Origin of the sequence: Sphingomonas sp. ASY06-1R (assembly GCF_052180265.1) — a bacterium.
GTDB lineage: Bacteria > Pseudomonadota > Alphaproteobacteria > Sphingomonadales > Sphingomonadaceae > Sphingomonas_I.
Genome location: NZ_CP197464.1, coordinates 2,549,392 through 2,563,814 on the forward strand (window position 1 = coordinate 2,549,392; position 14,423 = coordinate 2,563,814).

19 protein-coding genes are annotated in these 14,423 nt (G+C 69.1%); 7 read left to right on the forward strand and 12 right to left on the reverse strand.

What is annotated here, in order from left to right; translation table 11 throughout:
* The first annotated feature begins 1 nt into the window (after position 1).
* The 6 genes from ACSBM8_RS12230 to ACSBM8_RS12255 all read left to right on the forward strand — a co-directional run bounded on the left by ACSBM8_RS12230 (position 2) and on the right by ACSBM8_RS12255 (position 1,486).
* Positions 2-199: a hypothetical protein gene (locus ACSBM8_RS12230; protein WP_442678294.1), complete on the forward strand. Its 198-nt coding sequence runs from the start codon at positions 2-4 to the stop codon at positions 197-199.
* Between the two features lie 78 nt (positions 200-277).
* Entirely contained in the window at positions 278-412 is a 135-nt protein-coding gene (locus ACSBM8_RS12235; protein WP_442678295.1) for a hypothetical protein, read from the forward strand.
* Positions 413-460: 48 nt separating this feature from the next.
* Entirely contained in the window at positions 461-622 is a 162-nt protein-coding gene (locus tag ACSBM8_RS12240; RefSeq protein WP_442678296.1) for a DUF6961 family protein, read from the forward strand.
* Between the two features lie 66 nt (positions 623-688).
* Complete coding sequence (locus ACSBM8_RS12245; RefSeq protein ID WP_442678297.1) at positions 689-1,006, forward strand: hypothetical protein; 318 nt, start codon at positions 689-691, stop codon at positions 1,004-1,006.
* Positions 1,007-1,028: 22 nt separating this feature from the next.
* Positions 1,029-1,205 (forward strand): hypothetical protein, encoded by a 177-nt coding sequence (locus ACSBM8_RS12250; protein WP_442678298.1) that lies wholly within the window; start codon positions 1,029-1,031, stop codon positions 1,203-1,205.
* Positions 1,206-1,216: 11 nt separating this feature from the next.
* Positions 1,217-1,486, forward strand: coding sequence for a helix-turn-helix domain-containing protein (locus ACSBM8_RS12255; RefSeq protein ID WP_442678299.1), 270 nt, complete (start codon positions 1,217-1,219; stop codon positions 1,484-1,486).
* On the opposite strand, the gene ACSBM8_RS12260 is transcribed toward ACSBM8_RS12255, so the two are convergent.
* The 12 genes from ACSBM8_RS12260 to ACSBM8_RS12315 form a co-directional block, all read right to left on the reverse strand.
* Complete coding sequence (locus ACSBM8_RS12260) at positions 1,487-2,407, reverse strand: cation diffusion facilitator family transporter (RefSeq protein ID WP_442678300.1); 921 nt, start codon at positions 2,405-2,407, stop codon at positions 1,487-1,489.
* Entirely contained in the window at positions 2,404-5,628 is a 3,225-nt protein-coding gene (locus tag ACSBM8_RS12265) for an efflux RND transporter permease subunit (protein WP_442678301.1), read from the reverse strand. Before ACSBM8_RS12265 ends, ACSBM8_RS12260 begins: the two co-directional genes overlap by 4 nt.
* Before the next feature lie 4 nt (positions 5,629-5,632).
* Positions 5,633-6,796: an efflux RND transporter periplasmic adaptor subunit gene (locus ACSBM8_RS12270; RefSeq protein WP_442678302.1), complete on the reverse strand. Its 1,164-nt coding sequence runs from the start codon at positions 6,794-6,796 to the stop codon at positions 5,633-5,635.
* A complete protein-coding gene (locus ACSBM8_RS12275) occupies positions 6,793-8,055 on the reverse strand; it encodes a TolC family protein (protein ID WP_442678303.1) in 1,263 nt (420 codons plus the stop codon). Before ACSBM8_RS12275 ends, ACSBM8_RS12270 begins: the two co-directional genes overlap by 4 nt.
* A 53-nt stretch (positions 8,056-8,108) precedes the next feature.
* The gene (locus ACSBM8_RS12280; protein ID WP_442678304.1) at positions 8,109-8,441 is read right to left on the reverse strand and encodes a hypothetical protein; all 333 of its coding nucleotides are present in this window, start codon (positions 8,439-8,441) and stop codon (positions 8,109-8,111) included.
* 78 nt (positions 8,442-8,519) lie between these two features.
* Complete coding sequence (locus ACSBM8_RS12285; RefSeq protein ID WP_442678305.1) at positions 8,520-8,963, reverse strand: DUF411 domain-containing protein; 444 nt, start codon at positions 8,961-8,963, stop codon at positions 8,520-8,522.
* Between the two features lie 56 nt (positions 8,964-9,019).
* Entirely contained in the window at positions 9,020-9,415 is a 396-nt protein-coding gene (locus ACSBM8_RS12290) for a DUF305 domain-containing protein (protein WP_442678306.1), read from the reverse strand.
* A 160-nt stretch (positions 9,416-9,575) separates the two neighbouring features.
* Positions 9,576-10,733, reverse strand: coding sequence for a copper resistance protein B (locus ACSBM8_RS12295; protein WP_442678307.1), 1,158 nt, complete (start codon positions 10,731-10,733; stop codon positions 9,576-9,578).
* Positions 10,730-12,586, reverse strand: coding sequence for a copper resistance system multicopper oxidase (locus tag ACSBM8_RS12300; protein ID WP_442678308.1), 1,857 nt, complete (start codon positions 12,584-12,586; stop codon positions 10,730-10,732). The genes ACSBM8_RS12295 and ACSBM8_RS12300 overlap by 4 nt, the downstream gene beginning before the upstream one ends.
* A gap of 66 nt (positions 12,587-12,652) precedes the next feature.
* On the reverse strand, positions 12,653-13,222 hold the full coding sequence (locus ACSBM8_RS12305; RefSeq protein ID WP_442678309.1) for an RNA polymerase sigma factor: 570 nt from the start codon (positions 13,220-13,222) through the stop codon (positions 12,653-12,655).
* Positions 13,219-13,659 (reverse strand): periplasmic heavy metal sensor, encoded by a 441-nt coding sequence (locus tag ACSBM8_RS12310; RefSeq protein WP_442678310.1) that lies wholly within the window; start codon positions 13,657-13,659, stop codon positions 13,219-13,221. The genes ACSBM8_RS12305 and ACSBM8_RS12310 overlap by 4 nt, the downstream gene beginning before the upstream one ends.
* Positions 13,656-13,931 (reverse strand): hypothetical protein, encoded by a 276-nt coding sequence (locus tag ACSBM8_RS12315; RefSeq protein ID WP_442678311.1) that lies wholly within the window; start codon positions 13,929-13,931, stop codon positions 13,656-13,658. The genes ACSBM8_RS12310 and ACSBM8_RS12315 overlap by 4 nt, the downstream gene beginning before the upstream one ends.
* 119 nt (positions 13,932-14,050) lie before the next feature.
* Between ACSBM8_RS12315 and copC the strand changes: the two genes are divergently transcribed.
* On the forward strand, positions 14,051-14,422 hold the full coding sequence (copC, locus tag ACSBM8_RS12320; RefSeq protein WP_442678312.1) for a copper homeostasis periplasmic binding protein CopC: 372 nt from the start codon (positions 14,051-14,053) through the stop codon (positions 14,420-14,422).
* The last annotated feature ends 1 nt before the right edge of the window (position 14,423 follow it).

The following is a 14,423-nucleotide window of genomic DNA, read 5'->3' on the forward strand; positions in this document are numbered from 1 at the left end:
GATGACCGACGGCACGCCGATGCTGCGCCAGTTCGACGACGAGACCCTGCTCGACATGTATGACCATGCGCACGAGACGGGCGACGCGCACTGCGATGCGATCGCCGCCGAACTGGGTTCGCGCGGCATCGAGGTGAAGCCCTGCGGCCACGCCCACCGCTTGGGCGACTTCCGAGGGGTGACGCGTGACGGCGGATGAGCTGCGGGATCTGCTGACCGGCCTGCTGGCGGGTGCGCCGGCGGGACCGCGGAGCATTGGGCGGGTCTGCTCGGCCCGGTGGAGGAGCGTCCGATCCTGGAGGACATCCATTCCAACTGGCGCGTGACGCCGAACGCCAATGGCGAGGAGATGCACGCCATCGGCAACGCCGTCGATCTCGTGCGCGTCCAGCACCCCTACATCCAGGGCTGAGGCCTGCTCTTGCTAGGCGACCGGGAGCTGTGGGTCTGCGCGGACCAGGTGCTCAGACGGCACGGCGAACGCGTCGCGCAGTTCCTCGCCGACCGTGTCGCCGACGTGGCGGGCAAGGGCGACCACGACGGCGTGGCGACGTGCGTGGCGATCGCCGATCGGGTGGACCGGCTCCGCGTCGACGCCGGTCCGGACGGGCTGCGTCACTGACGAGGCGGCGAATCGCTTGCCACGCATGTTCCACTTATGTTCTACCTTGCCGCCACGGAGGTGAGCATGTCCGATTCGTCCAACGTCGTCCCGCTGGTGAAGGCCAGGATGACCGACTTCATGAAGCATCCGGAGTTCGCCGAGGTGGCCGACTGCCGCTTCGTCTGGTTCACGGTGCGGCATGGAGGCAGGAAGGTCGACGTCCTCGTAAGCTGGGACGCGCAGTGCGCGGTCGCCCGGTCCACCGAGATGACGACGGACGAGATCTTCCGGAAGCACGCGCGCGACTTCGACCAGCAGATCGCGATCCTGATGGCGAGCTTATCCCCTTCCCCGACCGGCGTCTGGACGCTCGACGCCAGCGACGTCGTGCCGGTCATCTGACACCCTGAACCGAGGAACAGCGATGCAACGGGACGAGCGGCTCATGGCGGCCGCGCGGGCGATCTACGACGCCTGCTTCACATTGGCGCCGATCGGCTTCGACGAGGCCGGGAGACGCGGCACGCTGCACCATCGTCGAGCCATGGCAGCCGCAGAGCAGGCGCGCGCTGAACTGTGCGAGCAGGACGCGGCGGCATGAGGCGGCGCGGCGTGTCCCCATGGCTGATCGCGGAACGCGAGCGTGTCCGGACCCAGCCGACGCAGGGCGTCGCGCACCGCATAGCCGGCGGAGACAACCCGCTGATGGCCTGGCGCGTGGAGACGGGGCTGACGATACGGAAGCTGGACCGGCTGACCGGGATCTGCTGCGACGATCTCTGCAGGATGGAGATCGGCCAGCTGCAGCCGACGGACGCCGAGATCGAGGCTCTCGCCAAGGCGCTGCGCGTGGTGCCGGATCTGATACGCCGGAAGGCGTGATCAAACGGTCCCGCGCGGCTCGAGCATGCAGTCGGCCGCCGGATCGGTCTCGATCTGGATCGTGGCGTGGGCGATGGCGAACTCGTCGCGCAGCGCGCACGCTATCTCGTGCGTGAACGCGTCGCCCGGATATCCGGAGGGCACGAGCAGATGGACCGTAAGCGCGGTCTCCGTCGTACTCAGCGGCCAGACGTGGAGGTCGTGGATGTCGGCGACGCGATCGCGTCCGCGCAGGAAGGCCTCGATCCGCGCGGGCTCCATTCCCGGCGGCGCCGCGTGCAGGCTCATGCCGACGGAATCCCGCAGCAGCCCCCATGTGCTCACCGCGATCACGGCCACGATGACGAGGCTCACGACCGGGTCGATCCAGGCCAGGCCCGTCCTGAGCATCAGGAAGCCGGCCGCGACCACGCCGGCCGAGACGGCGGCGTCGGCGGCCATGTGCAGGAACGCGCCCCGGATGTTGAGGTCGCCCTTCCGCCCGCGCATGAACAGCAGCGCGGTCGCCCCGTTGACCATGATGCCCACGCCCGCGACGATCATGACCGTCGCGCCCGCGACCGGCGCGGGTTCCGAGAAGCGCCGTATCGCCTCGATTGCGATGACCACGATCGCCACTACCAGCAACAGCGCGTTCAGGAACGCGGCAAGTATGGACGAGCTGCGCAGCCCGTATGTATAGCGGCCCTTCGGGCTTCGCCGGCCCAGGACCGCCGCGCCCCACGCGATCAGCAGGCCGAGCACGTCGCTGAGGTTGTGGCCGGCGTCCGCCAGGAGCGCGGTCGAGTTCGCCGCCAGCCCGTAGACCGCCTCGACGACGACGAACCCGACGTTGAGCGCCGTGCCGAGGGCGAAGGCGCCGCCGAAGGTGGCCGGAGCATGACCGTGGCCAAGTCCGGCGTGATCGTGGTCGTGGCTCATGCGTGCGCTCCCGCCGTCGTTCTGATCGTATCGTCCGTTTCGGCTGCCGTCGGTCGCCACGCTCCGAAGCGGGCGTAGAGGGTCGGCAGGACGAACAGCGTCAGCAGCGTGGCCGAGATCAGCCCGCCGATGACGACGGTGGCGAGCGGCTTCTGCACCTCCGCGCCCGCGCCGTGGCCGAGCGCCATCGGCACGAAGCCGAGACTCGCAACCAGCGCCGTCATCGCGACGGGCCGCAGCCGGAGCAGCGCGCCCTCGCGGGCGGCACGCGCGCGCGCCATCCCCGTCCGCATCAGGTCGTGGATGGACGAGACCATCACGAGCCCGTTCAGCACGGCCACGCCGGACAGGGCGATGAACCCGACGGCGGCCGATATCGAGAACGGCATGCCGCGCAGCACCAGCGCCAGGATGCCGCCGACGAGCGCCAGCGGCACGCCCGTGAACACGATCGCCGCGTCCCGGACCGAGCCGAGAGCGCCGTATAGCAGCAGCATGATCGCCGCGAAGCAGATCGGCACCACGATGGCGAGCCGCTGGCGCGCGGCCGCCAGGTTCTCGAACTGCCCGCCCCATTGCAGATAGGTGCCCGGCGACAGCCGCACCTGCGCGTCGATCGCGGCCCGCGCGTCGGCCACGACGCCCGCCACGTCGCGTCCGCGCACGTTCGCCTGCACGACGACGCGGCGCTTCCCGTTCTCGCGACTGATCTGGTTCGGGCCGTCCCCGATCGCGATCTCGGCCACGCTGGATAGCGGCACGAACGATCCGCCGGCCGTCGGCACCGGCAGCCGTCCGAGCGCCTCGACGTCCGAACGCGAGCTGTCGTCGAGGCGGATCACGACGGGGAACCGGCGGTCGCCTTCGAAGATGACGCCGGCCTGCCTGCCGCCGACCGTGGCGGAGACGAGGTCCTGGACGTCGCCGGCGGTGACGCCGACGCGCGCCATGGCGGCGCGGTCCGGCCGTATGTCGAGGAGCGGCAGGCCTTCGGTCTGCTCGACCCGCACGTCGGCGGCGCCCCGCACCTTCCGCAGCACGTCGGCGATCCGCACGGCGGTGGCGTTCATGCTGGCGAAGTCGTCGCCGAACACCTTCACCGCGATGTCGCCGCGCACGCCCGCGATCAGCTCGTTGAAACGCATCTGGATCGGCTGCGTGATCTCGTAGCCGTTGCCGGGGATGGTCGAGACCTTCTTCTCGATGCGCTCGACCAGCTCCTCCTTGGGCAGGCTGGGGTTCGGCCATTCCTTCCGCGGCTTCAGCATGACGAACGTGTCGGTCGCGTTGGGCGGCATCGGATCGGACGCGATCTCGGACGTGCCCGTTCGTGAGAAGGCGTATTGCACCTCCGGCTCCTTGCTGATCGCCCGTTCGACCGCGAACTGCATGTGCTGGCTCTGGTCGACCGAGGTGCCTGGCGGACGCCAGGCCTGGACGAGGATGTCGCCCTCGTCGAGCTGGGGCAGGAACTCCTGACCCAGGGTTGTGAAGGCGAGCGCGGCCAGGACGACGCCGAGCACTGCGCCGCCCATGGTGAGCGTCGGCCTCCGCATGGCCGCTTCGAGGCCCGGCTCGTAGCGGCGCCGCAGCCAGCCGACGACGCGACTCTCCTTCTCCTCGACGCGGCCGACGAGGAAGGCGGCGATGGCCGCCGGCACGAAGGTCAGCGACAGGACGAAGGCGAACAGGAGAGCGATGATGACGGTCAGCGCCATCGGCTCGAACATCTTGCCCTCGACGCCGGAGAACGTCAGCAGCGGGGTGTAGACGAGGATGATGATTGCTTGGCCGTAGAGCGACGGGCGGATCATCTCGCGCGCGGCGGACGCGACGACCGCCAGCCGCTCCTTCAGGACAAGCTGCCCCCTCGTCTCGTGCTGCCGCTCGCCCAATCGGCGGAGCGCGTTCTCGACGATGATCACGGCGCCGTCGACGATCAGTCCGAAGTCCAGCGCGCCGAGGCTCATCAGGTTGGCCGACACGCCGGCGCGCAGCATACCGGTCGCGGTCAGCAGCATGGTGACCGGGATCACCAGGGCCGCGATAAGCGCGGCCCGGAAGTTGCCGAGCAGCGCGAACAGCACGACGATCACCAGCACGGCGCCTTCGGCGAGGTTGCGCGCGACCGTCGAGACGGTCGAGTTCACCAGCTTGGTGCGGTCGAGCACCGTCTTCGCCACGACGTCGGCGGGAAGCGATTTGCCGATGACCGCCAGCCGTTCGGCGACGGCCGTTGCGACCGTCCGGCTGTTCTCGCCGATGCGCATGACGGCGGTGCCGACGACGACCTCATGGCCGTTCTCGGAAGCCGAGCCGGTGCGGATGCCCTGACCCGCGCGGACCGTGGCGACCTGGCTGAGCTGGACGGGCACGCCTTCGCGCGACGCGATCACGGTCCGAGCGAGTTCGTCGGCGGTGCGGACGCGGGCGTCGGACCGGACGAACAAGCCGGCGCCGTTCAGGTCGACCGTGCCTGCGCCGACGCTGGTGTTGCTGCGTTCCAGGGCCGTGGCGAGATCGTTGATCGTCAGGCGCATAGCCGCGAGCCGCTGCACGTCGGGCACGACGAGATATTCGCGATCGTAGCCGCCGAGCGAATCCACGCCGGCGACGCCTTCGGTGCTGCGGAGCTGCGGCGCCACGATCCATTCCTGGACCGTGTGCAGGTAGGTCGCCTTGTCCGCCTCGCTCACGAGATGGTCGCCTTCGGGTGTGATGTAGCTGCCGTCGCGCTGGAGGCCGGGCTCCCCGTCGCGGTGCCGGACCTTGTCCAGTTCGCGATACTCGACCGTCCACATGAAGATGTCGCCGAGGCCGGTCGCGATCGGCCCCATCTCGGGCATGGTGCCGGCGGGCAGCCGCTCCTCGGCCATGCGCATCCGCTCGGCGACCTGCTGGCGCGCGAAGTAGATGTCGGTCCTGTCTGAGAAGACCGCCGTTATTTGGGCGAAACCGTTGCGGTTGAGCGAGCGCGTGTATTCGAGCCCCGGGATGCCGGCGAGCGACGTCTCGATCGTGAAGGAGACCTGCCGTTCGATCTGATCCGGCGACAATGACGGCGCAAGCACGTTCACCTGGACCTGGTTGTTCGTGATGTCGGGAACGGCGTCGATGGGGAGGCGCTGCAGGGCGAACACGCCCGCGAGCGCTGCGGCGGCGGTGAGCAGCAGGACGAGCCAGCGCCGCTCGACCGAGAAGGTGACGAGGCGTGAGATCATGGCTTCAGTCCATGTCCATTTCGCCGCCCTTGCCGAGTTCGGCCTTGAGCGTGAACGAGTTGGTGGTGGCGATCCTCTCCTGGCCGGCGAGGCCCGAGACGATCACGACCTGATCGCCCTGACGCCGCCCGGTCGTGACCGGCACGGCGCGGAATCCGGAAGGCGTGCGGACGAAGACGACCGTGCGGTTCTCCACGCTCTGCACGGCCGTCGACGGGACCGCGACTCCACCGCCGCCTGTGGCGGGAAGCATGAAGCTGGCGGTGACCGGCTCGCCGACGCGCCACGTGCCGCCCGCGTTGTCGAGCGTCGCGATCACCTGGACGAGGCGCGTGGCCTCGTCGAGCGCGGGGGATACGAACGAGACCCGTCCCTCCTGTCGTCGGCCGGCGGCGGTCACCTCCACCCGCATGCCGGGGCGGATCCGCCCGGCGTCTGCAGGCGGGACCGAAGCCGCGATGCTGACGCGGGAGAGGTTCGCCACCCGGTAGAGCTCGGCGTTCGCGTCCACCGTCTGGCCGAGGACCGCCGGGCGCGCGATCACCTGTCCGGAGATCGGCGAGCGCATGGCGATGCGGTTGAGGGCTCCGCCCCCGCCACCGGTCGCGCCGAGCTGCTGCTGCGCCAGGCGCAGCGCGATGCCGGCCTCGGTCGCGGCCGTGCGGGCCGCGACCAGGTCCTGCTCGGGCGAGACGCGCTCGGCGAACAGCCGCTGCTCCCGCCGGAGGTTGGACTGGGCCAGCGCCGCACGGGCGCGCGCGGCTTCCACCTCTGCCTTCAGCGACGCTGCCTCGCGGCTCTCGATGACCGCGAGCGGGTCGCCCTGCCGGACGGACTGGCCGAGATTTCGCGTCAGCGCGACGAGGCGCCCGCCGATGGTGGCGGACACGACCTGGACGCCCTGGGGATCGCCCTGCACGAGCGCGGGCAGCTCGATCGCGCCCGCCACTCCGCCGACCGTCGGCCGTGCGACCTCGATGCCGGCGTCGGCGATCTGCCTGGCGGAGAGGACGACGGCGTCCTTGTCCGCCTTCCTATCACCGGCCTCGCCGTTCTCCATGCCTTCCATGCCGGCCATGCCGTCGGCCTTCTTCCCGCCCCCGCCGCATCCGGCGAGCGCGAGCGGGAGGAGCGCGAGCAGCAGCGTCCGCGTGTGGCTGTTCATCATCGTGGGTCCTTCGCGTCGGTGGGCGCCGGGGCGGCGAGCCGTTCCAGCCGGGCCTGTGCATCATGGTAGGCGGCGAGCGCGTCGATCGCGACCGCGCGGGTCTCGGCGAGCGTGCGCTCCGCCTCGAGCAGATCGAGCTGCCCGAACTTGCCCTCGCGGTATCCGATGCGGGCGATGCGGGCGGCCTCCTGCGCGGCCGCGAGCGTCGGCCCCGTGGCGTTGCGCGCCGACGTCGCGGCGTTCGCCACGTCCACTTCGGCGGAGGCGATCGCCTGTTCGGCGTCCAGCAGCGCGACCCGACGCTGCGCATCGGCCTGGCGCCGCTGGGCCGAGGCGAGATCGACGGCCGCGCGGCCGTTGTTGAACAGCGGCAGCGGCACCGAGACGCCGAACACGGCCGCAGTGTCGTTCGTGGCTTCCAGACGGCGGGCCGACGCGCTGAGCGTGATGTCCGGAACACGCTGCGTCCTGGCGAGCCGGACCTGCGCCGTCGCCGTCGTGAGATCGGCCTGTGCGGCTGCGGCCGCCAAGGTATCCTCGCTCCGGACAGGCAGGCGCGGTCCCGCACCCTCGATCCGCGCGAACCAGTCGGCGTCTAGCGTGGCGGCCCCGCGCCCGATCAGACGGGCGAGGTTCCCCACCGCCACCTGTGCGGAACGGTCAGCGCGTTCTGCCGCGCCCTCGGCGTTCAGGCGGGCGACGTCGGCGCGCTGCTCCTCGAGCGGGGACGCCCGACCGGCGGCGACGCGGACGCGCGCGGCTCGCAGGACCTCGGCGGCTATCCCGACCTGCTCCCGCGCGTTCGCGGCCCGGCGCTGCGCCGAGACGGCCTCGTTGTAGGCCTGCGTGACCCGGAGCCGGAGGTCGGCTTGGGCGATGACCGCATCGAGCGTGGCGCGGTCTAGCTGCGCGTTGGCGACGCCCACGCGGGCGGAGCGCTTGCCGCCGAGTTCCAGCGGCAGGGAGATTCCGACCGTGGTCTCCGACGAGCGCAGGCCCTTGTAGACGCCGGTCCCCGCCACGTTCTCGCTCATCGTGTCGAGCGACGGGTTCGGCCGCAGCCCGGCGACGGCACGTTGCGCCTGCGCGATCCTGATCCCCGATTGGGACGCCTCGACGGCGGGAGATCTGGCGCCGGCCGCGACCAGCGCCTCGTCGAGGGTTAGCACCGACGCCGAGGGCACGGTGGTCGTCGGCTGCGCTAGTAGCGGGGTCGCGCAGACGATCGCGGCCATCAGGGCCGCCAATGTGCGATGCATGGAAGATGGTCTCCTGACGAATCCTGTCGGCCGCGCACGCGGCCTCGGCTTCGTCAGGCCTGTGGAGGGCGGAGGGTCGCGTAGATCCTGTAGGCGGACAGCTCCTGCGCGCGGGAAGCGGCGTAGCTCTGGCGGATCGCAACGGGACGCAGCACGATCGTCTCGGGCGCGGTCACGCCGAAGTGCTGTCCTGCACATCCGTCGTGATGGTGCGGATAGGCCTTGTGCGCGTCGGCGGGCACCTCGTCGCAGTCGCCTGCGACGTGCATGGACATTTCCGCGCGCGCCGGCTCGCTGCAGCCAGGCACGCCCGCCGCGAACGCGGTTCCCGTGCAGGCCGTCAGCACGAGCATGACGGCGCCGAGGAAGGAGAGGAGCTGGCGCATCGGAGCGGTCATACCGCGTTCGCGACGCCGACGCAAAGGCCCGCACCCGTGATGGGAGGCGTTCGCTTTTCGCTCTTATCAGTGATGGGCGAACACCTTGCGCCCGCTCGCCCCGAACGCGATCACGTCATAGGACTGCGCCTTCATGCCCGGCATCTCCATGCCCGGTGAACCCATCGGCATTCCGGCCACGGCCAGGCCCCGCACGCCCTTGGGATGCTGCGCGAGCGCCCGCTTCATGTCGGCTATCGGGACATGTCCCTCGAAGGTCATGCCGTCGATGATGGCGGTATGGCAGGAGCCGAGATCAGCAGGCACCCCCAACTTGCGCTGAAGCACGTCGCGGCGCGCATCATCGATGATCTGGACGTTGCGGCCGAACTGCTGGCGCACCTGTGCCGCCCACTTCTCGCAACAGCCGCACCCGGGATCGCGGTGGATCGCGATGCCGCTCGCGGCCAATGCGGCAGCCGGCATCATCATGGCTGCGGCGGCAAGTGCGCTACGGATCGACAACTTCATCGCTCGACTCCTCATGTAAGACCCCGCCCGTGAAGGCGGGGGCTTGGACAGCCACCTTATTGGGGACGCTTGCCCATCTTGCGCAGCATGGCATTGAGCGTGGCGATCTCGCGATTCTGACTGGCGATCGTCTTCTGCGCCTCACGCCGTATTTCGGTATTCTGCGTGTGGTGAAGGACCGTCTGCGACATGGTCACGGCGCCGCGATGGTGCTCGATCATCTGGCGGATCCACGTCTCGCCGGCGTCGGCGCCCATGGCCGCCATCATCTTCTCGTGCATCTTCATCATGTCCGGCCCGTAGGGATTGGCCGGGGTCGGCTGCATCATCTTGGAATGATCCATGCCCTGCATCTGGCTGTGGTCCATTCCCGCCATGCCGCGCTGCTGCGCGACGATGGGACTGGCGGCGAGTGCCGCAGCGAGGATGCCGATCGTGGTGATGGTCTTCATGGTTACTGCTCCCTAGGAACCCGCCTCAAGGAGCTACGCGGCAGCCCCGCTCACCCCTCGCACTTTTCTTCGCCTGCGACGCGGCCAGCGAATCCAGGCAAGCCGCTGGAGAACCAGAGCAGCAACTGTCCTCCGATGATCAGCCGGAGCCTGCCGCTCCTCAGAACCAGGTCCTCACGCCGGCGACGAAGCTGAATCCGCCGGTGTCGTCGCCTCTCGCCCTCGTGAAGCGCGCTGTGTCGCCGAACTGCCGTTCCCAGGATACGCCGATGTAGGGGGCGAACTCGCGCGACTTTTCGTAACGGAGCCGTAGCCCGAGTTCGAGGTCGGTGAGCCCCGAGCCGATGCCGTCGCGCCGCACGTCCTGGGCTGCGAAATTGGCTTCCACGCGAGGCTGGAGCACGAGGAGCTGCGTCACCCGCACGTCATGCCAAGCCTCGGCTCGGGCGAGCACGTCGCCCTTGTCGGACAGGAACAAGGCGCCCTCGACCTCGAACCAATAGGGGGCGAGCCCCTCGATCCCGACCGTCGCGTAGGTGCGCGACGGGTTCGGCTTGAAGTCGTAGCGGACGCCCGCCTGGAGATTCCAGTATGGGTCGAGCGCGCGGCTGTAGAGCGCCTGCACCTCCGCCGCTTCGAGCTGGTTGCCGAACGTGCCCTCGCCCTCGCTCTTCAGGGTGAGCCGGTCGATGTCTCCGCCGATCCACGCCTCGCCGTCCCAGCGATAGCCGTCGCCGCCCTTGCGCGCCTGATACTCGGCGAGATTGAAGAGCACCTGGTAGTAGGTCATCCCGCCATGCTCGCGGCGCAGGTCGCGGTCGGCCTCGCTCATCGCCGCTTCGCCATAGTAGCGGGAAGCAGCCAGCCCCGGGCCAGGCGCAGGCGCGGGGGCATTGCCCGGTTTCAGATCCGTGCCGACAGGTGCGGCCATCCCCGGCATCGATGCCATGTCGTGCTGCATGGACTGGCCGGGTCCCATCTGCATGCCGGGCATAGCCGAAATGTCATGCCCGGCGTGTTCGCCCCCGGCTGGCGCGTGAGCCGGGCTCATGGTCATGCCCGGCATGTCAGACATGTCGTGGCCGGCGTGCGGATCGGCCACGGGAACGACCGGGCGCTTCGTCGGCGCCTGTCGAGGCGAAGGCTTCTTCGCAGGCGCCTTCTTGGCAGCGGGCCTGGATTCGGCAGCCGGCTTTTTCGCCGGCATCTTCATCCCGGGCATGCTCATGCCCGGCGTCATCGAATGGTCCATCGTCTGGGCTGTCGCGGGTGCGGCCACGACGAGCGCGCCGATCCCGGCGAGAAGCAGCGTCTTCATGCTGCCTCTCCCTTCGCGGAACGGACCTGGACGACCTGCATCATGCCCGCGTGCATGTGGTAGAGCATGTGGCAGTGGAAAGCCCAGTCGCCCTCGTTGGCGGTCACGTCCCAGCTGACCTTGCCTCCAGGCTGCACCATGACGGTGTGCTTCCTCGGGCTGTATGCGCCGTGGCCCGTCACTAGCTCGAAGAAGTGACCATGCAGGTGGATGGGGTGGCCCATCATCGTGTCGTTGACCAGCGTGACGCGGACGCGCTCGCCGGCGAGGAACGGGATCGGCGCCTTGACCTCGGACAGCTTCTCGCCGTCGAGCGCCCACATGTAGCGCTCCATGTTGCCGGTCAGGTGGATCTGCACCTCGCGCGACGGCGCGCGCAGATCGGGATTGCGATCGAGCGCGACCAGATCGCGGTAGGTGAGCACGCGGTGCCCGACATTCTCGAGGCCCTGGCCGGGATCGCCGGTGCGATCCATCGGCATCGGCGAGATGGTCTGGACGCCCGGCCCCTTCTTCACGCCCGGAGCCTTGGAGAAGTCCCGCATGTTCATGTCCATGCCGGCCATACCGCCCATGGCCATGCTGTCGTGCGCGCCTGATGCACCGGCTATGCCCGGCATCCCAGCCCCGGCTTGGGTGCCGTGATCGATACCGGCCATGCCGGCGATGGCGCCGGCGGCCGGCATCGATCCGTGATGCATGCCCTGCATCGATCCTTCGCCTGACATGTCCATGTTCATGTCCATCCCCATGTCCTTCATGGTGGCGACGGGACGCTTGCGGAGCGGAGGCACCTCGGCGGCCATGCCTTCACGCGGCGCCAAGGTGGCGCGCGCCATTCCGGACCGATCGACGCTCTCGCCCACCAAGGTGTAGGCGCGCTCGTCGGTCGGAGTGACGATCACGTCGTAGGTCTCGGCGACACCGATCTGGAACTCGTCGACCTCGACCGGGCGCACGTTCATGCCATCGGCCTGAACGATCGCGAGCCTCAGACCCGGAATGCGGACATTGAAGGTAGTCATCGCTGAGGCGTTGATGACGCGCAAACGGACCCGCTCGCCGGGTCGGAAGAGGCCCGTCCAATTGTCCTGCGGACCATGGCCGTTGACCAGATAGGTGTAGGTCGATCCCGTCACGTCGGCGACGTCGGTCGGGTCCATCCGCATCTTGCCCCATTCGAGGCGATCCTGGAGCGGCTGATCCTCGCCCTTCAGCAAGCCGGCGAGCGTCTGCTGCTGCCGGTTGAAATAGCCCGACTGCTTCTTGAGCTTCATGAAGATGCGATGAGGGTGGAGCTGGCTGTGGTCGGACAGCACGATGACGTGTTCGCGGTCCGACTGGATCGGATCGGCCCCCATGGGGTCGATCACGATCGGACCATAGAGCCCCATCTGCTCCTGCAGCCCCGAATGGCTGTGATACCAGTAGGTGCCCGCCTGCACGATCGGGAACTCATAGGTGAAGGTCGTGCTCTTATCGATCCCGGGGAACGCGATGCCGGGCACGCCGTCCATCTGGAACGGCACGATCAGGCCGTGCCAATGCAGAGAGGTCTGCTCGTCCAGGCCGTTCTCGACGTGGAGCTTCACCGTCTGACCTTCGCGCAGGCGGATCAGCGGAGCGGGGACCGTGCCGTTGATGCCGATGGCGTGACTTGGCCGCCCGTCGATCGTCATCATCTGATCTGCGACGCGCAGCCGGATCTCGCCACCCGATACGGTAGGCAGCGGCTTCACGATGCCGGCGGAGACGGGCTGCGCCCATGCCGGCATGTACGCCGACAGGGCGATGCCGCTTCCGGCAAGGGTGGCACCGCGCAGCAGCTGGCGGCGGTCGAGAACGCGCGACATGGTGGCTCCTTGGGGTGGGCCGCTGCGGCCCGTCTCAATCCTCTACGCAAGCAGGGACCCTACCCCTTAGATCGCGTTCAACTTTTCGAGCAGGCGCGCGCGCGCGCGATACAGCCGGGTTTCCACCGCCTTTTGAGTAACGCCCAGCACCTCGGCCGTTTCGGCCTGGCTCAAGCCCTCGATCGCCCGGAGCACCAGCACCTCCTTGAGGTTCATGGGCAAAGTCGAGATGGCGCGCGTCACCCGGTCCAGTTCCTGCCGATCGGCTACGGCGTCGTCGGTTGCGGGTCCTTCATCGATCACCGCTTCGGCCTGACCGTCGTCGGAGAGAGCGAAGGAGAAGAAACGTCGGACCGTCCGCCTCCTTCCCCAATCCCGGCACTTGTTGATCGCGATCCTCGACAGCCACGCCTTCATCGCCCGCTGTCCATCGTAGCGCGGCAGGGCCTGATGCGCGGCGACGAACGTCTCCTGCACCAGGTCCAGCGCCTCGTCCGCCTCGCCGGTGCAGGCGCGTGCGAGCCTGAAGACCGGCTGGCGGTAGCGCCGCACGATCTCGGCGAAGGCCGCCTGTCGGCCGGCGATGCTCAGTGTCGCCAGCTCGCCATCGGACAGGGATGTCCAGTCGAGGCTCACCCCCGGCCGTCGGTGAGCGCCTTCACCACCGCGGCATCGAATCGGGGGGTCTGATCGGGTCGCAGAAGCTGCCGCATCGCGAAGATGTGCGCGAGCGTCGCCTTCTGCAGCTCGCCCATCGCGGCGTGGCTCTGGTCCACCGCAGCGGCGACGCGCGGACCGTTGCCGTGCTCGGCCTCGATCGCCTCGGCGAGCCGGGCGTTGGCGGCGCGCAATTCCAGTTCGAGGGCGCGGCGCTGCACCGCGAACCCGTCCTCCAGAACCTTCAACTTCGCCTGCTGATCGCCATTCAAGGCGAGCTTGTGATGCAGCACCTCGTGCAGCGCAGCGCCGGGCTGCTTGGGATGGGGCAACAGCGCACGGCCGACGAACACGCCCCCGATCGCCGCCACGAAGGCGAGCACGACGCACAGGACGAGGCGACTGGTCGATGTCATGGCTCGCCGATCAGCAAGGCGGAAGGCGCGAGCGGCGAAGCTCCTCCGAGTGGCGCGAGCGATGCGACGGAGCTGGCGGTGGCCGGTAGCTCGGCACCGGCCATCCCGATCCCGAGCGCGACCACCGTCATCACGCCGATGCCGAGCCCGGCCCGGCGCGCGACGGCCGGCTGCGCGCCGATGCGCGCCAGCACGCGGCCTTCGATGTCGTTCAAGGCAAGCGGAACGGGTGCGCCCGCAAGCTTCGCCAGTGCTCCGTCCAGATCGTCCATGCTGTCCACTCCGCCCTCTACCATGTCTTACGCAGAGCTGCCCATCACCCCTCATGGAGCGTGAGGGGTGGGCGCTCCCCTCGCGTAAGGGGAACACGAGCCCTCATCGGAGTAACCTTATGCGTCGCATCGCCCTCCCTGCCGCCCTCTTCCTTCTCGGGACCGCCACAGCCGCCTATGCGCATCCGAAGCTGGTGTCCGCGTCTCCGGCGCCGAACGCGACCGTCGCCAAGGCAGCGCGGGTCGAGCTGCGCTTCAGCGAGAGGCTGATGCCGAAGTTCTCGGGCGCGGATCTGATGATGACCGGACATGGCGGCACCTCTCACGCACCGATGAAGGTCGCGGCCGGAGCCGGCGTCGCGGATGACGGTCGCACCCTCGTCGTCACGCCCAAGGCGCCGCTCGGCGCAGGCCGATACAGCGTCGCCTGGCACGTGGTCTCGACAGACACGCACCGGGTCGCGGGCAGCTTCGCCTTCGCGGTGAAGTGAG